Here is a 23104-nt window from a genome sequence, read left to right on the forward strand (position 1 = left end):
GGTGTGTTTTTTTATGATCTAAAAAGCAAATGATCTAAAGATATTTTTGATTTCTCAGCAAAAACAAAATAGATGGATACAGCTAATAAAACAAGGTCAAGTTCATATCCAGCCATTTGCCCATTACCTAAAAAGCCAAGTGAAAGTTTTGCGGTAAAAATAGCCCCTATCATAATAAGTGCAAATAACAAGGTAACGATCCGTGTTCCTAATCCTAGAAACAATGCAATACCTCCCAGTAATTCAACTACAGCAACTACATATGCCATAAAACCTGGAATTCCCAAACTATCAAAAAAACCAACTGTATTTGAAATTCCACCTTGGAACTTTGATAAGCCATGTATAAAAAATAAAAGACCTACAACTGCTCTTAATATAACTTTCCCAATTTCTTGTTTTCTCACTTCTCATTCTCCTTTTATAAGTTAGTTACTTTATGTAAGTTAGTATATTTATATAATCTAGTTATGTCAAGTAATTAATTTATAATTTGTAATTAATCATACATTTTATGGTATAATAGAGGCTAAGAGAGGTGTATGTAAAGAATGAAGCGACCTACAATTTGCCCTAAATTTGAAAAGGCAATTTTACTATTAAGTCAGAGATGGACAGCATTGGTTATCTATCAATTATTATTGGGACCGCAAAGGTTTAATGAAATTCAATCTGCCATTGGTATAAGTGGAAAGGTATTATCCGATCGTTTAAAGGATTTGGAGAACGAATTGGTGGTAAAACGTGAGGTGATACCGGAAACACCTGTCATTATTGAGTATTCTTTAACGGAAAAAGGACATTCCATGGAACCTATTTTAAGAGCTATTGAAAATTGGTCTCAAGACTGGGTTAAACCGGAATCTGAAATATCTGCAGATTAGTTTTATTAAAATTTTCATAATAAAAAGAGGGTTGTCCTTCAAATCATAATTACTGATTTGGAGGACAACCCTTATATCTATATTTTCTTACACCTTTAAATTCAAACACGCAACACTCTCAACATGTGCCGTATGCGGAAACATATCAACAGGCTGAATATACTCAACCTTAAACTCTTTACTTAAATAATCAATATCTTTTGCCAATGTACTTGGATTACATGATACATACACAAATTTCTTCGGTTTTACCTTTTTAATCGCATCTAAAAGCTTCCGATCACAGCCTGTTCTTGGAGGATCGACGACCACGACATCCGGTCTCCATCCTTCTTCTACCCATTTAGGCAGCCAATGCTCAGCTGTTCCCGCTACATAAGTGGTGTTTGTAAAGCCATGTTTAAGTGCATTTTCCTGTGCATCAATGATAGCTGCTTCAATTGTATCCATTCCGCGCACTTCGCTTGCGTCACCCGCAAGCCATAACCCGATTGTGCCGACCCCACAATAGGCATCTGCTATTTTTTCTTTTCCAGTTAAACTAGCGGCTTTCTTGACTTCATCATAAAGCTTGACCGTTTGAACCGGGTTTAGTTGAAAAAATGCTCTTGCCGATAGTTCGAAGCTTAAATCACCAAGTGTTTCCTGAATCACTTCTTCTCCGCTTAGATGAAGTGTTTTTTCGCCAAAAATTAAGGATGTTTTATTTCCATTAATATTTTGCACAAGTGATTTGACCTCTGGAAAGCGTTTTTGAATTTCGGCCATAATTAATTTTTTCCGAGGAACTTCTTTTTGAGTTGTAATTAATACAACCTGTACTTCACCAGTTTGAAAACCGGCACGCGTCACAATTGTCCTGACAATACCTTTTCTTTTCCGCTCATCATAAATGGGAACTTGAAAATCCTCTAAGATTTGTTTAACTCCCTCAGAAACCTTATTTGTTAACGGATGCTGAACCATACAATTTTGGATTGGAACGAGACGATGTGAATCAAGTCCATATAGACCGGCAATGACCTTTCCTTTTTGCTGACCTACTTGGAATTGACTTTTATTACGATAATTCCAAGGTTCTTCCATGCCAATTGTCTGGCGAATATCGAGTTGGTTTACCTTTAATTTTGTATGACGTTCCAATGATTGAAGAACAATATCCCGTTTTTCCTTTAACTGTTGATCATATGCCAAATGCTGAAGCTGGCAGCCGCCACATTCTTCATAAATTGGACATGGTGGTTTTACACGGAACGGTGAAGATTTTCGGATAGTTTTTACCTTTCCTTCTGCAAACTTCGGCTGAATTTTCGTTGCTTCAACTAAGACTTCCTCTCCAGGAAGGGCACCAGGGACAAACACGACTTGTCTTTTAAAATAACCAACACCTTCTCCATTAATCCCCAACCGTTTAATCGTAAGCGGAAAGGTTTGTCCTTTCGAAATTTTAATATTACTTGCCTGCTGCTTCTTTTCTTTCATCGATATACTCTCCGTTTCTACTCAATGCTTCTCCATAAATACAATGTTGCATAACTTAAATAAGGCGACCATTGTTCACTATATTGATCCATCTCATCATGTGATGGCTTTTTTTCAAGATTAAAATGTTGTTGAATGGCTCTTTGTATCCCTATATCTGCTTTTGGAAAAAGGTTAGGTCGTCCAAGACCGCTTAGTAAAAGACTTTGTACAGTCCAAGGACCAATTCCGCGCACCTTAATCAAGGATTTCATTATTTCTTCATCAGACTGCTGTGCCAACTCATCAAAATTCACTATACCTTCAACAATAAGCTTTGAGGTATCAATTAAATATTCAGCTTTTCTTCTACTAAATTGAAGTTCTCTCAGCTCATCGTATTGAAGTTTGGCAACAACTTCAGGCTTAGGATAAAACCAAACACCCTCAACTTCATAACCGTACCTTTTGACGAACCTTGTTGTTAATGTATGAGCAAAAGCCAGGTTTAGCTGCTGATGAATGATACACTTGACCAAACAGTTATAAAGGTCAAATTCTAACACAATTGGCGTTCCTTTGTGTTGTTCAAAGATCTTAGCAATATTTGTCTTCTCAAAGTGCATAGCTACATCCTCAAGTGAGAAATCCCAACGAAAGATACTCTTTATTCGTTTTAGTGCAGCTTCTTTTGTCTTTTCATCTTTTCCGCTCACTTCAAAAACAGGTTCATCTATCGTACCGATCGCTTTGACTGTTATGACGTTAGGCTTATCTTCAATAAGCAAAGGGACGTTTATTACCTTTTCACTCTTACTTAATGATATGAGTGGATCCATTGATAACCTGTCCAAAACCGAGTCAAAATTGTATGGACCTTTACATCTTATTATTTCCATCCACATTGATTTTTCTTCCTTTTCACCTTTTTCCTATTATTATACCATTCCATACACTGATCTAAATGAAAGACGAAAAAACCCTTTGAATGGAACTCAAAGGGAAATGAGATAAGGATTTTCCAGCATTTTATTGAGCATTAAATCATCAAGGCTTTTAAAGGTGTAGCCTTGTTTCCTTAATTCCACAATCGCATTGTCTAATGCTTCGGCATTATCCTTTGATACGGTATGAAGCAGTAAAATGCATCCCGGATGAATTTGTCTCATAATGTTTTCATATGAATATCTCCAGCCTTTTTGATCATTTACTTTCCAATCAACAAAAGCTAACGACCAAAAAACAGATGTGTAACCAAGTTCTTTTGCATCAGCCATTACTTTTTCACTAAAAATACCCCGTGGTGGACGCAGATAGCTCATCCCTTTTTGATCTGTAAGTTCTTCGACTTTAATGCGAACAGATTCCAGCTCCTTCTTTAACTCAGCATCACTTTGTGTTGTTAAATCAGGATGGTACCATGAATGGTTTCCCACAATATGTCCCTCATCTACCATTCGCTTTACCAAATCAGGTTCAGTGTCTAAATAATGCCCCGTCACAAAAAAGGTCGCCGGCACCTTCCGTTCTTTTAACACATCTAATACCTTTTCTGTATATCCATTTTCATATCCATTATCGAACGTTAAATAGATTTCTTTTTTTGACGTATCCCCCATATAAAAAGAGCCATACTTAGCTAAAAGCTCATCTAATTCCTTACCTGCTGAAGCCGGCTCGTGATTTTGGCTCTTTTTAAATCCCCAGTGGATCGGCTTATTCGATACTGCTTGTGCTGTATTTATCGTTAAAAAAAGAAGACAAAAAAGAGTCAAAAGCATAGACCATTTTTTCATGACAGTTCTCTCCTCATTTCACATAATTAGTTATAGTGTTGATTAAGAGAGGAATTCAATACTGAGAAAAAATGGGAATTCCCCTCTTTTATGCGAGTTGGTGCGAATTTTGTCGAAAAAAGTCTAATCGAAAATAAAATCTCAGAATCGAAGATAAATTTTTAAAATCGCTGATATATTCTCAAAATCGCCGATAAAATCCCAGAATCGCTGATAAATCCTCAAAATATAAAAAAAGACCCGCAATTTTGCGAATCTTCCTCCGAATTAAACGTTTATTTAAATACCGGCTCTTTAAAATTCTCCAATTTTTCAAGTGAGCTTTTATCCACATCAGCATGAAGACTATTTCCATGAGAGTCCATTGTGACAACTGCTGTAAATCCTTCAACTTTTAAATGCCACATCGCTTCAGGAATCCCAAATTGCATGAGATCTACACCTTCAACCGACTTAATACAATCTGCATAATATTGAGCAGCTCCACCGATTGCATTTAGGTATACTCCGCCATGTTCTTCTAATGCTTTCAACGTTTTAGGTCCCATTCCGCCTTTTCCGATGACAGCCCGAATGCCAAATCGCTTCATGATATCGCCTTGATATGGCTCTTCACGGATACTTGTTGTCGGACCTGCCGCTTTTACATGATAGTTCCCATCTTCGTCTTTTAACATAACCGGGCCACAATGATAAATAATTTGTCCATTTAAATCAACCGGGGAGTCATTTTCAGAGAGGTATTTATGGATCGCATCACGGCCTGTGTACATCATTCCGTTAATACGAACAACGTCCCCAACCTTTAGCTCTCTTATTTTTTCTTCTGTAATTGGTGCTTCAAGAACAACTTCTCTTATATCTGTCGCTTGTTCTTCAGTTGCAGCTACTTCACCTTGTGAAAAGTCAATATCCTCACCATCTTGGTATAGCCACTCATTGATCGAACCACTTTCAGGATTAATATGGACTCCTAAACGGCGATATGCCCAGCAATTATATGCAACAGATACAAAGAAACTTGCCGGTATACGGTTTATAACGCCAACTTTACAACCGAGTAACGTCGTCTCTCCACCAAATCCCATTGTACCAATACCAAGTTCATTGGCATGTTTCATTACGTACTCTTCTAACTGACGCAGTTCTTCACGTTCATTGACATCATCAACACGTCTGAAAAGTTGATTCTTCGCAAGCTCATATCCGCTTGTCCGGTCTCCACCAATTCCAACTCCGATAAACCCTGCACTACAGCCTTGTCCTTGTGCCTGGTAAACAGAATGCATAATACATTTACGAATTCCGTCCAGATCACGTCCGGCTTTTCCTAAGCCTTCAAGTTCACAGGGAAGACTGTATTGAATATTTTTATTTTCACAGCCGCCACCTTTTAAAATCAGGCGGGCATCTATATAATCATTTTCCCATTGTTCAAATTTAATTACAGGCGTCCCTTCACCAAGGTTATCACCGCTGTTCCCTCCTGTGATGGAATCAACTGAGTTAGGGCGGAGCTTTCCATCCTTTGTCGCCTGCTCAATAGCGCGTTTAATGTCTTTGGTCATTTCAAGTTGGTTTGCACCGACAGGCACTTTTATTTTAAATGTCGGTAAGCCGGTGTCTTGGCAAATTGGAGAAATATTATCATCTGCCATTTTTATATTATTTGCAATTGTTGCTAATGACATCGCAGAACGTGTCCCGGCACTTTCCTTTAGCTTTGCTTGAGCAATCGCTCTTCTTACGTCTTTTGGTAAATTGGTCGAAGTTTCAACAACTAATTGGTACATACTTTCATAAAAGTTTTTCATCTCGATTTCCCCCCATGAACAAAAGCGTAAGCGCCTCTAACAGCCTCGGGCAAATAAGACGATTTAGAATAGAAGGCGTTCTTTGCCTTCAATTCTAAATTGGCTAGACCCTAGAGGTGCTAGGCGCTGGCAGTTGAAAAACGCGACGTCCTGTCGCAACAACTGCACTTACACATCCTGTGCTTCGGAGCTGGATGTCAAAGCGCTTACCCCTGTTCCGATATAATAAAGTTTCTTAAACCTTTAATAAATGTGCATACAGTGCTTCGGTCAAATCTATTACTCTATTTCTTTCATAAACTTTCAGGTTTTTCCCACAATTTTTATTATACTCGTAAGATTATTTATTGAAAAGTCGAATCAAAGCGTTTTCAAGATTTAATCAAAAAAGCCGACACCCCTTGTGTCAGCTTACTTATCCCAATCTTTTTTAAATTGATTTTGTTTCATCTCAAGATCATCAAGCATTTGAATTAATCGATCAATATCATCAACATCTGTAGATTCCGGATCCATTGAGTCCAGAACTTCTAAAAACATATTTAATCGATTTTTCAAATAAGATAGTTGGGAATCCTTGTCATGTACTGCGTTACCCATTATTTCGCCCCTTTCAGATAAGTGTATCGTAGACTATTTTAAATTGTTTGACAAGTATCTATTGTTCACTCACAGGATGTGTAAAAAACATGTTCATGTTAAAATGAAAGGTATGCTATTTTCTTATAGCTTTTATTTCTAGAAAAGCGCAAGCGCCTTGTTCAGCCCCGACAAGCATAAGGCGATTTGGAATAGAAGGCGTTCTTTGCCTTCAATTCCAAATTGACTTATGACCTCGAGGGGCTAGGCGCTGCAGCTGGACACCAACACTAAGTACAAAATTTCAAACTTTCCTACCTTTAAAAAAAGGAGCATAAACAAATGAATGCACTAAAATCTGCAAACCCTATTACAACGTCATATGATCCATGGGAAGCTTATTTAGATGTACAGCAGTATGGGCAAATGACGTTAACTAACATAGAATTTACCACAACAACACTTTGTAATATGCGTTGTGAACATTGTGCTGTTGGTTATACACTGCAGCCTAAAGATCCGCAAGCACTTCCGATAGAGCTGTTATTAAAGAGATTGGATGAGGTACCAACCCTGCGTTCCCTCAGTATTACAGGCGGGGAGCCGATGCTTTCCTTGAAATCAGTCGACCAATATGTTGTTCCTCTTTTAAAGTATGCCCACGAACGAGGTGTTCGTACACAAATAAATTCAAATTTAACTCTTGATTTGAAACGCTATGAAAAGATTATTCCTTACTTAGACGTTTTACATATCTCACATAACTGGGGCACAGTTGATGAATTTGTTGAAGTTGGTTTTGCTGTGATGGACCGAAAACCAACCTATGAACAACGAGCTAAATTGTTTGAACGAATGATTGAAAATAGCCGTGCTCTTGTAAAAGCCGGAGTAATTGTATCGGCAGAAACGATGTTAAACAAGCGAACACTTCCATATATTGAGAAAATCCATAAGCAGGTCGTAGACGAGATGCATTGTCAGCGTCATGAAATTCATCCTATGTATCCAAGTGATTTTGCGAGTGCATTGGAAACCTTGTCACTTTCTGAAATGCGAAAATCCATTCATCATTTACTTGATATCAGAGATGAAAACACATGGATGCTATTTGGTACATTACCCTTCTACGCTTGCAGTGAAAACCCGGAAGATATCGAACTTATTCAACGCTTAAGAGAAAGTAAAAATGTCACTGTGCGCAATGATCCTGATGGCCGCTCACGCTTAAATGTGAATATTTTTAACGGAGATATTATCGTGACGGATTTCGGTGATACACCTGCTCTTGGAAATATAAAGGATAACACCCTTCAATCCGCCTATTCAAAATGGATGGATTCTACTATAGCAAAATCACTAAACTGTCATTGTCCGGCTGTTCAATGTCTAGGTCCGAATGTACTTGTAAAGAATAGTTATTATCAAGATATTGACTTTACGAAACGAAAATCAAAGATCTAAGGTGACAAAATGGAAACAATAAAAGAACTGTTGGGATTAAAAGTCGTTCAAATCATACTAGTTGCTGTCATTTTAGTAATAAGTGTGACATTGATTAATTTTATTGTTGGTAAGTTTTTCAAGAAAACGAACTTCATTGAAGAACGAAAAGAAAAAACAATTGAAAGCTTGATTCGGTCATTAACGAAATATACCGCTACCATTAGTTTTATTTTGTATCTTCTTTCTCAATTTGTTGATAATTTCGGCTCCATCTTAGCCGGAGCCGGTGTAGCTGGAATCATCATCGGCTTCGGTGCTCAAAGCCTTATTAAAGATATTCTTGCAGGTATGTTTATTATCTATGAAAAACAGCTTCATCAAGGTGATTTTATTACGATAAATAATACGTTTCATGGAACTGTTGAGGAAATCGGTCTTAGGTCATTAAAGATTCGTGAATGGAGCGGAAAGCTTTTAACGATCAGTAATGGTGAGATAAAACAAATTCACAACTACAATATAGACCGGATGCGGGTCATTGAGCGTGTTGTTATTAGCTATCGAGAGGATCCGGACACTGTTTGGCAAGTCCTTGAGGAAGCATGCAAAAAAATCAATATGGAATTTGAATCTTGTTTAAAAAGAGATTCCGTTAATGAAATAATCGAGCTTTTTCAAGTGTTCGGCATTACATCCCTTAATGGTCAATTTCGCGGCTATGAATACACGATTATCGGTTTAGTTGATGATCAATTTTATTGGAGTACAGCAAAAGGAGCACGGAGAATAATTGCTAAAGCTTTATTTGACGCTAATATTAAACTTGCGGAATCACGTGTACTTATAGACCAAAGTGAAAAAGAGCTTTCCAACTAAATGAATTGGAAAGCTCTTTCCTCTTTATCTTGGGCGGTCAGATGTGACAAATCCAAATGAAGCATGATCTTGCAGAGGAATCCACGCACCGATTCCTTGTGAAGTGATATTTTTCACCACAATACTTCTCTTATTTCCCTTTAAGACCAGATATACTTCACCATACGTAACTTTACCTTTTTCATTGACAGCCGGTGCATATGCATAGAGATAACCCAGCTTTTTTGGAGGAACATTATAGACCTGGTCTTTCTTCGTTCCAGCTCCAATAATGGTCTCAAAAGCAAGTGGTAAGTTTGTTTTCTTCATTGCTTTAAGAAGCATCATTTTCTTGACATGTTCTGCTTCAGGAACTTTTGCTGTTAAACCGCCTTTAACAGATTTTTGTGCTTCTTGACGATAACTCATTTGAATTTGTGATTTTCCACCGCGATTATCCTGATAATTAGTATTTATTTTTTGATACTCCCAATTTGTCGCCGTTTCGGATGATTCATAATTCAACGCCCATTCTCCCAAGTAAATTGTTGCCCGGTAGCCAAAAGCCAATGGTGCATCAGAGATCGTTGATTCGTTTAAAATACGAATTAAATCAGGGTTTTCAATCGGAACCTCGGCTGTGTCGATCAGCTGCTGTGTTAACTCACTTGGTTGTAAGTACGGTAAGTCTTGAGTCGGGTTTGGATACGTATTTTCCTTCGATATTTCCATGACAGAGCCGGGAATTTTCGGTTTTTGAGGTTTTCCTTCTGCTAAAACAACACTTGAAAAACTAAATGATAAAAGCAAAACGAAAGAAACGAGCAATCTCTTTTTCATTTTCTTTACTCCCTTCAACATGCTTATCCATATTGTTTTCAAGTGTACTACTGTTTATCCAGAAAAATCCCTTCGTTTATTTGGAAGTTTTTTCAACAAATACGTTTATCTTTTCAACAACAAGTCATAGCGTGCTGATACGGGTTTTGAGAACATTTGAATAATCGGGCCGATTAAAAATGTAATAATAATTGTTCCTATTCCAATCGGACCTTGAAAGATAAATGCTAATATTAACGCAACGACTTCACCTATTGTTTTAGCCACCATGAAATTAAGAGAAAATCTTTCATGTAAGGAGATCATTAATTGATCAATAGGATTAGCCGGGAACTTTGTTTGTAAATACATTGAAACCCCAAGAGCGATGAAAAAGATACCTAATAATAAAGAAACAACTTGTTTTAATATTCCATCAAGAAACATGTTTTTAAACACAACGAGCATCCAAAAATCAACGAAAAAGCCAATTAATAGGATTGTAATGATGGCCAAAAATTTCGGTTTTCCTTTTGTTATGAAAGCATTTATAAACATCAAGATAACACCGATCACAAATACCCAGCTTCCTACTGTTAGACCAATCACTTTCGAAAGCCCTACATTCAGCGCATCCCATGCTCCTGCTCCTAAATTTGCTTTTATTGTGAACGTCACACCAAGTCCCATAAAAAACAAACCGATTAAATAAAAAAAGACTCTTATTTTCATGATTATGTTTGTTCCTTTCCCATGTAGATGTTAATTAAAATATGAGGACAACCATAACTTTAAAACAATTTCAAAAATAAATAAACAGAAGATTTACAAATTAGCACATATGCTGTAAAATAAAATTATACGAAAGGTATCTGAGTTTTTAATGATGCTTTTTGCAAGCGTTACCAATTTCTCTAGTTATCTGTTTCGTCCTACACAAATTATAAGACTCTGTGTAATCATACACAGAGTCTCTTTTTTTGATTAGCCCGGTAGTAAATAAAATCCAATTCCAATGATAATATATGCCGCTAGTAAGGTTGCCCCTTCAAACCAGTTTGTATCACCGTCATTTGTGACCGAGATGGTTAAAAAGACAGCTGTTGCCATTGATATTAACTCAGGTAATGTAAAAACGAGCGCCATTTTCTCTGTAAATAAAAGTGAAATTAATACAAGCAATGGAGCTACAAACATCGCGACCTGCAAAGTTGATCCGACTGCGATTTCTACGGCAATGTTCATTTTGTTTTTATAAGCCATAAGGACGGCTGAAGCATGCTCTGCAGCATTACCCACAATGGCAACAATAATAACTCCTATAAATAATTCAGACCAGCCAAACCTTTCTCCAACTGTCTCAAATGTATGGACTAAATTTTCAGATACATATGCTACCGCTACTGTCGCAAGTAACAAAATCGCGATGGCTTTTCCTTTTTTCCACTCTGGCTCCTCATGTACTTCCACTTCATCTGTTTTTTGCTGATAAACGCCCCTGTGTGTAACTAATTTGAAGAACAATGCTGCTAAATAAAGAATAATTAGGATAATTGAGATTCCCACACTTAAAGAAATTGTACCTGCAGGATCCATTTCTGTTGTAAACACTTCCGGAATAACAAAAGCAACAATGACAGCAAATATTAATAAGCCTGAATTATGTCTTGCATCATAAATATTAAATTCTTGGCGCTTATATTTTAGCCCCCCGATAAAAAAGCTCAAGCCTGCAACAAGAAGCAGATTTCCCACGACTGAACCTGTTAACGATGCCAACACAACACCTACAAGTCCGGCCTTTAAGGCAAAAATGGATATAATGAGCTCAACTGCATTCCCAAAGGTTGCATTTAACAGCCCGCCTATTCTTGGACCAGCTACAATCGCCAGGCTTTCCGTGGCTCTACCCATAAACCCTGCAAGAGCAATGATCGTTAAACAATACACCACAAACATAAGAACTGATGGCCAATGCATCAAACTTCCAGCTATCGATAGAGGCAATCCCATTAATACAAAGATTGTGAAAATACGATTAACCATTTGAACTCTCCATTCCTGAACATAGTTTATGAAGTTATTCTTCACATTAAAGGAAAAAATATCCTTATATAAACTACTTGTTTTATGAATGAAGTTCCCTTTTACTAACCTATTAAAACTCTAGAGTAATTCAAACGTCTCTTCAATTTCGATGCTTCCAGCAACAGATTGTGCCATTGGGCAATTTTTATTTGCTAATACGATTGATTGATGAATTTTCTTTTCATTTAAATTTTGCCCTTTGATTTTATAATGAATATGTATCTTATCAATTCGATTTGCTTTTTCTTCATTCCTTTCAACATTTGTCGAGATCGCGATATCCTCTATATCAATTCTCTTTTTCTTTAAAATTTTCCTTAACACACCGCCACTGCAAACAGCAATGGATGCAACCATTAATTGGTAAGGACGATAACCATACTGTTCGTCACCTGCTACATGAAGCTCACCAAATTCAGTTGTTGTTGTAAAACCTTCTTCTTCTTTCATTTTAAAATTCATTTTGATTCACCTCATCTTTTTTAAGTAAGAAGCATAAAATTTTGTACTTAGTTTTAGTGTCTAGCTCCAGGCGCCATCGGCTCGAGGTCATAAGTCAAATAGGAATTGAAGGCAAAGAACGCCTTCTATTCCTATTCGCCTTATGCTTGTCGCCGATAGGCGGGCGCCTTGCGCTTTTCTAAAGTTATTGTATCTGAAAACTGTATTTCATTAAAGGTGTTTGCTCTTGTTAAATTTCCTATTTCAGTATAAAGTATTACTGGCATTTGATGAATTTAGTTCATACGGAAATTGAGGGTTGCATATGAATACTCACCGATTAAGATTTTGGATTTTAGTTTCAGTCGTAGGAATATCTGGCTTTAGCCAAGGTATGCTGTTACCGCTGATCGCGGTTATTTTTGAAAATACCGGGTTGTCATCTGACCTTAACGGCCTAAATGCTACTGCACTTTATATCGGCATTCTGTTGGTATCTCCTTTTATGGAATATCCATTAAAGCGATTTGGATATAAACCGATTATTATATTTGGCGGGCTAATTGTAGCCTTATCACTTGCCCTGTTTCCTTTGTGGCAAACATTTTGGTTTTGGTTTTTCCTGAGATTGTTTATCGGAATTGGTGACCATGCCCTACATTTTGCTTCACAAACATGGATCACTTCCTTTTCATCAGAAGAAAAACGCGGGCGCAATATTTCTCTTTACGGTCTTTTCTTTGGGCTGGGTTTTGCAGTAGGGCCTCTTCTCGCTCCATTGGTTACAATAAATGAAGCACTCCCATTTATTATTTCATCGGTGCTTTGCTTTGTTGGCTGGTTGTTAGTATTTTTGTTGAAAAATGATTATCCCGAACAAACAATTGAAGTAAATTCGATGAAAGAAACGTTAAAACGATTTAAACAGGCGTGGAAATATAGTTGGGTTGCTTTTTTACCCCCATTTGGCTACGGATTCCTAGAATCCTCTCTCAATGGAAGCTTTCCTGTATACGGATTGCGTATAGGCCTTGATGTACCAAACATATCTGTTCTCTTATTCACTTTTGCAATAGGGGCGATTACTTTTCAACTTCCACTCGGAATTCTTAGTGATAAACTAGGCAGGCGAACGGTATTGATGTCCATTCTTTTCATAGGCTTTTTAAGTTTTACGGCGGCCGGCTTTTTAGAGGAGTCACTGATAGCTCTAATGATCTGTTTGTTTATTTCCGGTATGGTTGTTGGATCAACATTTTCATTAGGGATCAGTTATATGACAGATCTTATGCCGAAAAACTTACTTCCTACCGGGAATTTGTTATGCGGGATTGCATTTAGTGTCGGAAGCCTTGCCGGTCCTTATTTTGGCGGACTTTTTATTGAATACACAACGAATATTAGTTATTTTATGATTATTAGTACAATGCTTCTTTTCATAGCTGTCGCTGTAACATTTTCAAAAACAAACAGCATGCCTGCTGCATCTTCGCAAAATATATCCAGCTGACATAGGTTTATCTATGTCGGCTTTTTGTTGATACTTTGTAGTTTTAGTGAGTTAATTTCCGCTCAGGATGCTCGCTTTCCGCGGGGCGTGCGGTGAGCCTCCTCGACGTGTAACGTCTGCGGGGTCTCACCTGTCACGCTGCTCCCGCAGGAGTCTCCCACCTTCCGCTCCAATTAACTTAAATTTTTCTGCCCAAATAAAAAAAATGATTGAACCGTCACAGTTAACTGTTATATAATACAAATAAATAAGATAAACTGTATCATAACAACAAAAAGGGAGATGGGATAATGAACAGGCAGGAACGAAAGAATATGATTGAATTTATTGAGAGAATGAAGGATATTGATAGGAACTCGTTTCTTTTTATGACAGATGCTGATATCGAACATATTTATAGTGGTATTTATCAAGATTTAATGGAGCATTCAGAGTAATAAAAAGCTGACTGGGATACGAATACCAGTCAGCTTTTTGTTTAATGGTAGCCGTTTTGTCCGTTTGCACTACCACTTGTTTTATGTTTTGGCTTTTGTTTTGAGTTTTGTTTGTTATGGCTTCCGCCTTTTTTTGTATGTTTTGTCATCATAATCCCCACCTTTTAAATAGTAAAGACTTTTGTCTTCTTGATTACTATTCCCGCGATGAGTTTTGACTATGAACAAAATCAATTGGTAACAAATTAACCGATTGTTTTTCTTTTATATAACATTGCATTTAATTCTCCGCCTAAAATAATGATCATTCCGGATAGGTAGAACCAGATCATCAGAACAATAATTCCCCCGATGCTGCCGTATGTTGCACTGTAATTTGCAAAGTTACCTACATAATAGGAAAAGGCCAACGATACGACCATCCAACCAAGAGTTGCCGCAAATGCACCGGGTAGTCCATCTTTTATATGTAATCGTTTGTTAGGTGCAACAAAATAAAGAGCTGTAAACACGATGAATAGGATGAGACCACTCACAAGCCATCTGAGAGTATTCCATATCGTTAAAAACTCTGCAGAAAATCCGAAATTAGAAAAAATAAATACACCAATTTCCTTCCCAAACACGGGTAATAAAAGTGCTACAATAATGACAAAAACCATGGCAATCGTCAGTAAAATCGCCATTCCCCTAGCAACAATAAACGAACGACTCTCATCTACATCATATGCTTTGTTAAAGGCACGAACAATCGCATTAATTCCGTTAGAAGCAGACCATAGTGTTGCAATAATACCAAAAGAGAGCAATCCGCCATTTCGATTATTCAAGATTTCATCCAGCGTAGTATTGATCAGCTGCATGGATTGCCCGGGAGCAAATTCAACTATTGTGTTTAGGACCTCGGTTTGTGAAATGGGAAGATATCCTATTAGCGTAATTAAAAAAATAAGGAACGGAAATAGTGATAATAGGAAAAAGTACGATAATTGGGCAGATAATCCTGGCACTTCATCACTTAAGAATCTAGAAACTAACTCCTTTATAAAAGATCCCTTTTTCAACAAAGAATTCACCTCACGATTAATCTCGTTTTGGAATGAACCGCTCCTTTGTTTCCTGAATTAGGCTCATCACTTGTGGAGTCGTTTCCTTTAACTCCTTCACCTTTTCATTAATAAATGTAATATCCTCTGATACCTCTTGAACTGTATCTTTGACAGAATCAATTGTTTCTCTCACTTCATTCGTCAGGACCGTTGGATCCTCTACATATCCTTTAATCTTTGATGATACATTCTTACTCGTTGTGATCACATCATCACGAGTTTTTTTGTCAAGCAATGAAACAACTGCTCCTACTATAGCTCCAACCAACATTCCTCTTACCAGTTTATTGCCGTTTGTCATAAAACATGTCCCCCTACTAAAGTTTATGTACTTGTTTGATCTCATTTAATAAGTTCACACAGCTTTTACTAACCATTTCATAAACCTCTTCAAAGTTACCTGTGTAATAAGGATCAGGTACATCAGCTACGGGAGAATCTTCTAGGTAATCAAGGAGCCTTTGGATTGTACCGGATTTTAGATAACCGGCTAGACGTCTAATATTCCCTACATTTTCAGAATCCATGCCGATTAAATAATCATATTGAGTTAAATCCTCTGCTATTAATTGTCTTGCTTTTTGACCTTTATAAGATATGTTATAACGATCTAAAATGCGACGCGTCCCCTCATGAGGAGATTTTCCAACATGCCAATTTCCAGTACCGGCAGAGTCAATGGTCATTTTGTCCTCTAAGCCTTCTTTCCTTACCAAATCCCTCATTACCGCTTCTGCCATTGGTGAACGACAGATATTTCCTAAGCATATAAATAAAACTTTTATCATGATATCCTCCCTGAGTTTATTTTCTTGACCATATTATAATATGTTTCAAGGAGATCATGAAGTTTTTGAATGCATAATCTCTTTTCATGTTAAAATAGACAGTAATTAGCTTGGGAAAGGATGAAGGGCATGAACCTTACTGAAAAGTCGGTTGAAAATGTTGAATACATGATTGAACAAATTAAAGAAAAACTAAGAGTTTTAAACTTAGGAGCCATCAAACCTTCTCACTTTGACGAAGAAATGTATGAAGAGCTAAAGGATATTTATGAACATGTTATGAAACGAAACTCATTTAGCCCAAATGAAATGCAGGCTATTGCTGAAGAGCTTGGAAACCTTAGAAAAGCGTAAGGCCTTGTCAGCCTAGGGACAGAGGCGCTGGAAGCTAGACACTTACACTAAGAACAGAATTTTATCTTTTCTTACCTTGTTAGAAAAGGATCATAAAATGATTCTTCCCCCCTTCTTACTTACATATGAATGTAAATAAGGAGGGGGATTTTTATGCTAAGCTGGTGGTTAGGAACACTCAGTATATGTGGATTCCTCATTGTCGCCATTGTACTTGTCTTATATGCCTTAAAAGGTGCCGTAAATGCAGAAGACTCCAATCGTATCGACCCATTGCCTTCTGACGATGAAATAGAAAAATAGGTTGTTTTTGGGCTGTCTCTTTTTAGAGACAGCCCTTCTTCATCTTTAAACAAACGTTTAATTAGCTAATAACTTTAATGACTCTCTCGTAAAAGCAGGTAAATCCTCTGGCGTCCGACTGGTCACTAATTGATTCTGACATACAACAACCTCTTTATCATGAAAATTTGCACCGGCATTTTTCAGATCAACCTGAATGGATTTATAGCCAGTCACATCTCGTCCCTCCAAGGTTTCAGCTGTAATGAGCAGCTGTGGACCGTGACAAATTGCAAATACCGGTTTTTCCGCATTCATAAATTCTTTTACAAAATTCACAAAACGATCATCTGCTCTTAAAATGTCAGGGGAGAAACCTCCTGGTATAAATAACGCATCAAATTCATTTGATCGCACCTCATCAATACCAGCACTTATTTCCACCTTTGCTTCACCCTGTTTTCCTTCAACTGTTTTCCCTTTTTCTTTTTCAATAGTTGTCAGAGTATGGCCAGCTTCTTCAAAGGCTTTAGCTGGTTCAGTATACTCGGAATCTTCAAAAGAACTTGTTAACACAACAGCGATTTTTTTTGACATGCTGTTCATCCTCCTTCAATTTTTGTATATATCATCAATACCCGGACAAGCCGAGGTTAAACTTTTTATCCATAAAATTCACTTAATAAATATTTTTTACAAAAAGTAGTTCTTGTTTCCCATATAATTAATATATTTATCATTGGAAGCGCTTTCTATAAATAACAAGAGGGGGAACTGGTTATGAGATTTATGAAGGTTTTAGGATTAATTTTTGGATTGATTATGATTTTTGCTTTACTTGGTGCTTGTAGTAATGACGTAAAGCCGCCTGCTACAACTGATACAACAACTGAAAAGCCTGGAACAGAAGAAGAAGATACTTCAAAGGGTTCGACTCCAAGAAATGAAACACTATATGTAAATGGATTACAGTGGGGACCACCTTCAACATTTAGTCCATTAGGCGGGAATCCATCATTCCCTGTTGCTTATGCAAACTCGAGATCACTCGTTTATGAAAATCTGTTTATGATTAACATGCTTGATGGTGCATTGGAGCCTTTACTTGGTACAAGTTATGAATGGACAAATGATACAACTCTTCACATTGAGCTAAATCCAGATGCAAAGTGGAATGACGGAGAAGCCTTTACGTCTGAAGATGTGGTTTATTCGTACGAGCTCGGAAACAAATACCCTATTTCCTGGAGTAATTTCTGGGAAGCCATTGAAAGTGTTGAAGCTGACGGTGAGAATGCTGTCAATATTAACTTAAAACAAGATAATCCTAATCGACTCACTGTTTTAGACAGTCTTCAATTAGTGCCTATGATGCCAAAGCATGTTTGGGAAGAAATTGAAAAAACACATAACAATGATATAGCTGCCATCCGTGAGGAAGTAAACCCTGAACCTGTTGGAACAGGTCCTTACAAAATGCATATATTTGATAACCAAAAAATTACGTTAATACGAGATGACAATTATTGGGGTCAACAGCTATTTGGAGGTTTACCGGCACCTAAATATATAAGCCATGTTATTTATAAAGATAATGCTGCCGGATCACTTGCCTTCAGTAAAGGTGAAGTAGATGTATCTCAGCAATTCATTCCTCAAGTGTGGAAAATGTGGGAAGATGGAGCCCCAATTAAAACATACTTAGAAGACAAACCATACTATCTGCCTGGTTCAATGCCGTCGATCTTCTTTAATACAACGAAGGAAGGCCTTGATAATCCTGATGTTAGAAGAGCGATTGCAATGGCAATTGATTACGATAAAATTTCTGAATTAGCGATGAGTGGATATTCCGGTGAAATGAAGCCATCCATTACCCTGGATACACCTTCCGAGTCAAAATTCGTTGATCAGGAAGCCATTAAATCCCTTCAATGGACAACAGATGTGGAGGGTGCTAATAAGTTGCTTGACAGTATCGGAGCTAAAAAAGGTGCTGACGGCATACGTGTCCTTGATGGAGTAAGACTTGGACCTTGGGAAATTGAAGCTCCATACGGGTGGTCAGATTGGAATGCTTCTCTTGAGATCGTCGCTCAAAACGCGAAAGCTATCGGTATTGAAATTAGAACCAATTTCCCTGAAGCTCCTGTGTGGACAAATAACCGTCAAACAGGAAAATTCGATATTATCATGGATACCCCTGCCGGTGCTGTAAGCCCGAGCCAACCTTGGAACAGAGCAAGAACCATCATGTACTCTGAAGGTGTTGCTCCAATTGGCGAGATGGCGTTTTGGAACTGGGGAAGATATAAAAACGAAAGAGCTGATGAGTTAATTAAAGAAATTCCTACTATTACAGACGAAGCCAAACTAAAAGAAATGTACACAGAGCTTACGAAGATTTATTTAGAAGACGTTCCAACTATTCCACTCATGTACAGACCTTGGGTATTCCATACAGTGAATGAATCAGTATGGGAAGGTTTTGCAACTGATGGAGACGGAAGCAATATTCCTCCACAAATTTCAATAGACGGAGCGGGAATAAAAGATCTCTATCAAATTAAAAATAAATAATTTCCTATCAGAAAGGTAGTTGGGGGACATTTCTCCCCCAACTTTCAATTAGAAAAATTCATATGGGGGTGCAGAACATACATGAACGCTTATCGGAAATTTTTCTTTAAAAAGTCCCTCTGGTATTTAGTGACGCTCATTATAGCCGTAGCATTAAACTTTCTCTTACCAAGACTTATCGATGGAAACCCTGTCAGTGTAATTGCTGGCCAAATGACACAAGGAATGACTGACAGTGATTCCATAAAAAAAGTGTATGATACCTTTGCCGAGGAGTTTGGAATCGATAAGCCATTATGGCAGCAATTTTTTATTTATTTAGGAAATCTTGTGAAGGGTGATTTGGGAACATCATTTGGACTTTATCCAACACCTGTTACATCAATTCTTGCATCAGCTGTACCTTGGACATTAGCCTTACAACTTCCTGCCATTCTAGTTGGGTGGATAATTGGAAATGCCTTAGGAGCTATTGCTGCTTATCGAAAAGGTATTTTTGATAAAGTACTTTTTCCGACATTCCTGTTTATTAATTCTATTCCATTCTTTATCCTTGCGATCATTATGCTGTACATCTTCGGATTAACTCTTAATTGGTTCCCTACATCTGGCGGATACAATTATCAAATGACGCCAAACTTAAGTTTTGAATTTATCGGATCTGTAATAAGCCATCACTTTCTTCCGTTTTTATCAATTGTTTTAGTCACAATTGGTGGTCAAGCTATCGGAATGAGAGAGATGTCTATCTATGAATTAAACACAGATTATGTCCTTTATAGCAAATTATTAGGAATAAAAGATTCCACAATTGCTAGATATGTATTTAAAAATGCAATGCTTCCGCAGATTACAGGTCTGGCATTATCAATTGGTACGATGATTGGCGGATCGTTAATTACTGAAATTGTCTTTAGTTATCCCGGCATTGGGACATGGCTATTTACAGCCATTCGCCAACTGGATTACCCGCTCATCTCAGGTGCCACTCTCTTAATCGCGATTTCTGTTCTTTTAGCGAACTTTACAATTGAGATCATCTATGGCTTAGTTGATCCAAGAATCAAAGCGACACAAATGGAGGAAGAATAATATGAATAGTTCTTTTCAAATATTAATTCGCTCCCCTAAATTTCTAATTGGTGCTATTTCCTTTTTATTAATGCTTGCATTTGTCACGATATATCCGCTAATTAATACAAGTGATCCGACAGAAATGGTAGCATTAGCCTTTCAACCTCCGAGTGCTGAGTTACTATTAGGTTCCGACAACTTCGGTAGAGACTTATTTTTGGAGCTTGTCCATGGTATTAAAACTTCCATTTTCGTAGGTTTAGTTGCCGGTTTAAGTGCAACCATCATTGGGTTAATTATCGGGTTGTCAGCAGGATACATCGGTGGAATTGTTGATGATATTTTAACAGCGGTAACAAATATCTTCATTGTTATTCCTTCTTTTATTGTCTTAATCTTGATCTCAGTAAGCATTGATTCAAGGAGTACATTGATTACCGCGATTGTCATCGGGATTACCAGCTGGCCGTGGACTGCTCGTGCGGTAAGAGCACAAACGTCTTCTCTTCGGAACAGAGATCATGTGAATATCGCCAAAATCTCAGGACACAGTACACCAAGAATCATTACGTTTGAGATTCTTCCTTATATCATGTCTTACGTCGTGATGGCATTTGTGTTGCAAACAGCATCAGGAATTCTTTCAGAAGCCTCCATTTCCATGCTTGGTTTAGGACCATATAATACGATATCACTTGGAATTATTATGAACTGGGCGTTAACCTTTGAAGCTCCTGTTTCCGGGGCATGGTGGGCTTTTATACCAGCCGCGATTTCCATTGCGATCATTACATTTTCCCTTTATTTGATGAACACAGGTATGGATGAAATCTTCAATCCTAAGATAAGGAGCTAAGATAAATGAGTAAAAACATTTTAGAAGTAAAGGATCTAAAAACCTACTATAAAACTAGATTAAAAGAAAAAGTCTTTGCTGTGGATGGTGTTGATTTTCATCTTGAAGATGGAAAAACGATCGGAATTGCCGGTGAATCAGGCTGCGGAAAATCAACATTGGCACTAAGCTTAATGGGATTTTATTTTCCCCCTACACTTTGGGAGCGGAACGATTTCAATCAATGATGTTGATATTATGAAGCTGGAAAAAGAAAAACTTAGAAAACAGGTACTGGGACGGGAAATTGCCTATATTCCACAAGCTGCAATGAATGCATTAAACCCGACAATTAAAATCATTCAATTCATTGAAGATATTATGAAGGAGCACCGTCCGGAACTAACAAAAAAGCAAGTCTATGAAATGGCTTCCAAAAGATTTGAGACATTAAATCTATCTTCTAAAGTATTACATTCATATCCTAATGAATTATCCGGCGGTATGAAGCAAAGGACCGTTATTGCGATCTCAACGATTTTAAACCCTAAGGTTCTTATTGCCGATGAACCAACCTCTGCCCTGGATGTTACGTCACAAAAAGTAGTGATCAAGCTTTTAAAAGATTTATTAGATAAAAAATTCATTCGTTCATTAGTCTTTATCACACATGAGCTTCCTTTGCTTTATCATGTAACAGATGAAATCATGGTCATGTACGCGGGGGAAATCGTAGAAAGAGGAAAAGCGGAAGATGTCATCTTCAACCCGATACATCCTTACACAAAGAAACTGATGGGATCCATTATCGTTCCTGAATCAGGAATGAAAGACCATAAATTAGCAGCCATTCCAGGTGCTCCACCAAACTTAAAAAAGAAACTACAAGGCTGCCGATTCGCAGACAGATGCTCTTACACAACAGATGAATGCAGAAGCAGCAAAATAACGACCACACATGTTGGTGACCGTTTGTATCGATGTCGAATTGACAGTGACACACTAAAGGAGTGGTACGCAAATGAAGCCTGATCAGGAGCTATTAATCAGCGGCAAAGATATCACCAAGGTCTTTGGATATGGTAAAAGCAAAAATACTGCTGTTGATTCTGTCAACTTTGCCTTCCACCGCGGTGAAATCATTTCAATCGTTGGTGAAAGCGGTAGCGGAAAAACCACATTAGCTAAAATTGTCATGGGACTATTAAAAGAAACAAGTGGAGAAATTACCTATAAAGGGCAGCCTCGTAAACTGAAAAATCATCGTGATCGAAAAGCCTATTGGCAAGATATCCAAGCGATCTTCCAAGATCCGTTTTCTTCCTTCAACTTGTTTCACAAGGTTGAAAAATTATTAAACGATTGTATAGATCTGCAAGGACTAAAGCTCTCAAAAGAAGAACGATTCGAAAAAATGAAAGAAGCCTGTACGTTTGTAAATCTTAAGTTTGAAGAATTGTATAATAAATATCCATTTGAACTGTCGGGCGGACAAATGCAGCGGCTCATGATTGCGAGAATATTTCTCCTTCACCCAAAGGTACTTCTCGCTGATGAACCAACATCCATGGTTGATGCATGCTCCCGTTCTACCATACTTGATATGTTACTAAAGCTACGAGATGAAAATGATATGACAATTATTTTTATTACACATGATGTAGGATTAGCCTATTATGTAAGCGACACCCTATACATTATGGAAAAAGGAAAAATTGTTGAACAGGGCAGTGCAGACCAGGTTCTAATAAACCCGCAGCATCCATACACCCAGCAGCTCATTTCAGATGTACCGAAGCTGAATGAGGAATGGAACTTAGGTTAAAAACAAAAGCGGAAGCGCCTTGATTAGCCTCGGGCAAATAAGCCAATTTAGAATAGAAGGCGCTGGATGTAGATGTGCATATCCATCGTTTATTTTAATAATTTCCTGACTAAGAAAAAACGAACAG

Annotated in this window: 27 protein-coding genes; 13 read left to right on the forward strand and 14 right to left on the reverse strand. The window is 37.5% G+C overall.

The window, feature by feature from the left end; genetic code table 11:
- Positions 1-11: 11 nt before the first annotated feature.
- Positions 12-407 (reverse strand): DoxX family protein, encoded by a 396-nt coding sequence (locus AC0L8O_RS20155; RefSeq protein ID WP_473444860.1) that lies wholly within the window; start codon positions 405-407, stop codon positions 12-14.
- A 144-nt stretch (positions 408-551) separates the two neighbouring features.
- Between AC0L8O_RS20155 and AC0L8O_RS20160 the strand changes: the two genes are divergently transcribed.
- Positions 552-884, forward strand: a complete 333-nt coding sequence (locus tag AC0L8O_RS20160) for a winged helix-turn-helix transcriptional regulator (RefSeq protein ID WP_445088823.1) — start codon at positions 552-554, stop codon at positions 882-884.
- 87 nt (positions 885-971) lie between these two features.
- Here the strand turns inward: AC0L8O_RS20160 and rlmD are convergent, their stop codons facing one another.
- The 5 genes from rlmD to AC0L8O_RS20185 form a co-directional block, all read right to left on the reverse strand.
- Positions 972-2366 carry a 23S rRNA (uracil(1939)-C(5))-methyltransferase RlmD gene (gene rlmD, locus AC0L8O_RS20165; RefSeq protein WP_473444863.1) on the reverse strand — a complete coding sequence of 465 codons (1395 nt, stop codon included), beginning with the start codon at positions 2364-2366 and terminating at the stop codon, positions 972-974.
- 17 nt (positions 2367-2383) lie between these two features.
- Positions 2384-3250: a DNA-3-methyladenine glycosylase family protein gene (locus AC0L8O_RS20170; RefSeq protein WP_473444865.1), complete on the reverse strand. Its 867-nt coding sequence runs from the start codon at positions 3248-3250 to the stop codon at positions 2384-2386.
- A 90-nt stretch (positions 3251-3340) separates the two neighbouring features.
- Positions 3341-4141, reverse strand: a complete 801-nt coding sequence (gene pdaA / locus AC0L8O_RS20175) for a delta-lactam-biosynthetic de-N-acetylase (RefSeq protein WP_473444867.1) — start codon at positions 4139-4141, stop codon at positions 3341-3343.
- 275 nt (positions 4142-4416) lie between these two features.
- Positions 4417-5955 carry a fumarate hydratase gene (locus tag AC0L8O_RS20180; RefSeq protein ID WP_473444869.1) on the reverse strand — a complete coding sequence of 513 codons (1539 nt, stop codon included), beginning with the start codon at positions 5953-5955 and terminating at the stop codon, positions 4417-4419.
- A 411-nt stretch (positions 5956-6366) separates the two neighbouring features.
- Positions 6367-6555 carry an SE1561 family protein gene (locus AC0L8O_RS20185; RefSeq protein ID WP_078433356.1) on the reverse strand — a complete coding sequence of 63 codons (189 nt, stop codon included), beginning with the start codon at positions 6553-6555 and terminating at the stop codon, positions 6367-6369.
- 321 nt (positions 6556-6876) lie between these two features.
- Between AC0L8O_RS20185 and yfkAB the strand changes: the two genes are divergently transcribed.
- Together yfkAB and AC0L8O_RS20195 are read left to right on the forward strand one after the other, a co-directional pair.
- Positions 6877-7998: a radical SAM/CxCxxxxC motif protein YfkAB gene (yfkAB, locus tag AC0L8O_RS20190; RefSeq protein ID WP_473444872.1), complete on the forward strand. Its 1122-nt coding sequence runs from the start codon at positions 6877-6879 to the stop codon at positions 7996-7998.
- Between the two features lie 9 nt (positions 7999-8007).
- Positions 8008-8856, forward strand: coding sequence for a mechanosensitive ion channel family protein (locus AC0L8O_RS20195; protein ID WP_473444874.1), 849 nt, complete (start codon positions 8008-8010; stop codon positions 8854-8856).
- A 24-nt stretch (positions 8857-8880) separates the two neighbouring features.
- Here AC0L8O_RS20195 and AC0L8O_RS20200 read toward each other — a convergent pair whose 3' ends face one another.
- From AC0L8O_RS20200 to AC0L8O_RS20215, 4 genes are all read right to left on the reverse strand, one after another.
- Complete coding sequence (locus tag AC0L8O_RS20200) at positions 8881-9675, reverse strand: YfkD famly protein (protein ID WP_026561918.1); 795 nt, start codon at positions 9673-9675, stop codon at positions 8881-8883.
- Positions 9676-9780: 105 nt separating this feature from the next.
- Complete coding sequence (locus AC0L8O_RS20205; RefSeq protein ID WP_026561919.1) at positions 9781-10386, reverse strand: YczE/YyaS/YitT family protein; 606 nt, start codon at positions 10384-10386, stop codon at positions 9781-9783.
- A gap of 252 nt (positions 10387-10638) precedes the next feature.
- Positions 10639-11700: a calcium/proton exchanger gene (gene cax, locus AC0L8O_RS20210; RefSeq protein WP_473444877.1), complete on the reverse strand. Its 1062-nt coding sequence runs from the start codon at positions 11698-11700 to the stop codon at positions 10639-10641.
- 120 nt (positions 11701-11820) lie between these two features.
- Positions 11821-12204, reverse strand: coding sequence for an OsmC family protein (locus AC0L8O_RS20215; RefSeq protein WP_473444879.1), 384 nt, complete (start codon positions 12202-12204; stop codon positions 11821-11823).
- Positions 12205-12508: 304 nt separating this feature from the next.
- Between AC0L8O_RS20215 and AC0L8O_RS20220 the strand changes: the two genes are divergently transcribed.
- Together AC0L8O_RS20220 and AC0L8O_RS20225 are read left to right on the forward strand one after the other, a co-directional pair.
- Positions 12509-13693 (forward strand): MFS transporter, encoded by a 1185-nt coding sequence (locus AC0L8O_RS20220; protein WP_473444882.1) that lies wholly within the window; start codon positions 12509-12511, stop codon positions 13691-13693.
- A 290-nt stretch (positions 13694-13983) separates the two neighbouring features.
- Positions 13984-14130: a BH0509 family protein gene (locus tag AC0L8O_RS20225; protein WP_473444884.1), complete on the forward strand. Its 147-nt coding sequence runs from the start codon at positions 13984-13986 to the stop codon at positions 14128-14130.
- Between the two features lie 245 nt (positions 14131-14375).
- On the opposite strand, the gene AC0L8O_RS20230 is transcribed toward AC0L8O_RS20225, so the two are convergent.
- The 3 genes from AC0L8O_RS20230 to AC0L8O_RS20240 are packed head-to-tail and all read right to left on the reverse strand — an operon-like array spanning position 14376 to position 16027.
- Positions 14376-15194, reverse strand: coding sequence for a YihY/virulence factor BrkB family protein (locus AC0L8O_RS20230; protein ID WP_473444886.1), 819 nt, complete (start codon positions 15192-15194; stop codon positions 14376-14378).
- A gap of 19 nt (positions 15195-15213) precedes the next feature.
- On the reverse strand, positions 15214-15540 hold the full coding sequence (locus AC0L8O_RS20235) for a YtxH domain-containing protein (RefSeq protein WP_078433347.1): 327 nt from the start codon (positions 15538-15540) through the stop codon (positions 15214-15216).
- A gap of 16 nt (positions 15541-15556) precedes the next feature.
- A complete protein-coding gene (locus tag AC0L8O_RS20240) occupies positions 15557-16027 on the reverse strand; it encodes a low molecular weight protein-tyrosine-phosphatase (RefSeq protein WP_473444888.1) in 471 nt (156 codons plus the stop codon).
- Between the two features lie 129 nt (positions 16028-16156).
- Between AC0L8O_RS20240 and AC0L8O_RS20245 the strand changes: the two genes are divergently transcribed.
- Positions 16157-16381, forward strand: a complete 225-nt coding sequence (locus AC0L8O_RS20245; protein WP_026561926.1) for a DUF1128 domain-containing protein — start codon at positions 16157-16159, stop codon at positions 16379-16381.
- A 153-nt stretch (positions 16382-16534) separates the two neighbouring features.
- Positions 16535-16684, forward strand: coding sequence for a hypothetical protein (locus AC0L8O_RS20250; RefSeq protein ID WP_156932025.1), 150 nt, complete (start codon positions 16535-16537; stop codon positions 16682-16684).
- Positions 16685-16741: 57 nt separating this feature from the next.
- On the opposite strand, the gene AC0L8O_RS20255 is transcribed toward AC0L8O_RS20250, so the two are convergent.
- Positions 16742-17260, reverse strand: coding sequence for a type 1 glutamine amidotransferase domain-containing protein (locus AC0L8O_RS20255; protein WP_473444890.1), 519 nt, complete (start codon positions 17258-17260; stop codon positions 16742-16744).
- A gap of 183 nt (positions 17261-17443) precedes the next feature.
- Here AC0L8O_RS20255 and AC0L8O_RS20260 point away from each other — a divergent pair, with 183 nt between their 5' ends.
- The 6 genes from AC0L8O_RS20260 to AC0L8O_RS20285 all read left to right on the forward strand — a co-directional run bounded on the left by AC0L8O_RS20260 (position 17444) and on the right by AC0L8O_RS20285 (position 22977).
- Positions 17444-19243, forward strand: coding sequence for an ABC transporter substrate-binding protein (locus AC0L8O_RS20260; protein ID WP_473444892.1), 1800 nt, complete (start codon positions 17444-17446; stop codon positions 19241-19243).
- 81 nt (positions 19244-19324) lie between these two features.
- Entirely contained in the window at positions 19325-20335 is a 1011-nt protein-coding gene (locus tag AC0L8O_RS20265) for an ABC transporter permease (protein WP_026561929.1), read from the forward strand.
- A gap of 1 nt (position 20336) precedes the next feature.
- Positions 20337-21173, forward strand: a complete 837-nt coding sequence (locus AC0L8O_RS20270; protein WP_026561930.1) for an ABC transporter permease — start codon at positions 20337-20339, stop codon at positions 21171-21173.
- 5 nt (positions 21174-21178) lie between these two features.
- Complete coding sequence (locus tag AC0L8O_RS20275; RefSeq protein WP_473444894.1) at positions 21179-21400, forward strand: ATP-binding cassette domain-containing protein; 222 nt, start codon at positions 21179-21181, stop codon at positions 21398-21400.
- Positions 21401-21410: 10 nt separating this feature from the next.
- Positions 21411-22184: an oligopeptide/dipeptide ABC transporter ATP-binding protein gene (locus AC0L8O_RS20280; protein WP_473444896.1), complete on the forward strand. Its 774-nt coding sequence runs from the start codon at positions 21411-21413 to the stop codon at positions 22182-22184.
- Entirely contained in the window at positions 22174-22977 is an 804-nt protein-coding gene (locus AC0L8O_RS20285; protein WP_026561932.1) for an ABC transporter ATP-binding protein, read from the forward strand. The genes AC0L8O_RS20280 and AC0L8O_RS20285 overlap by 11 nt, the downstream gene beginning before the upstream one ends.
- The last annotated feature ends 127 nt before the right edge of the window (positions 22978-23104 follow it).

The organism is Metabacillus sp. KJ11-3, from assembly GCF_055808295.1.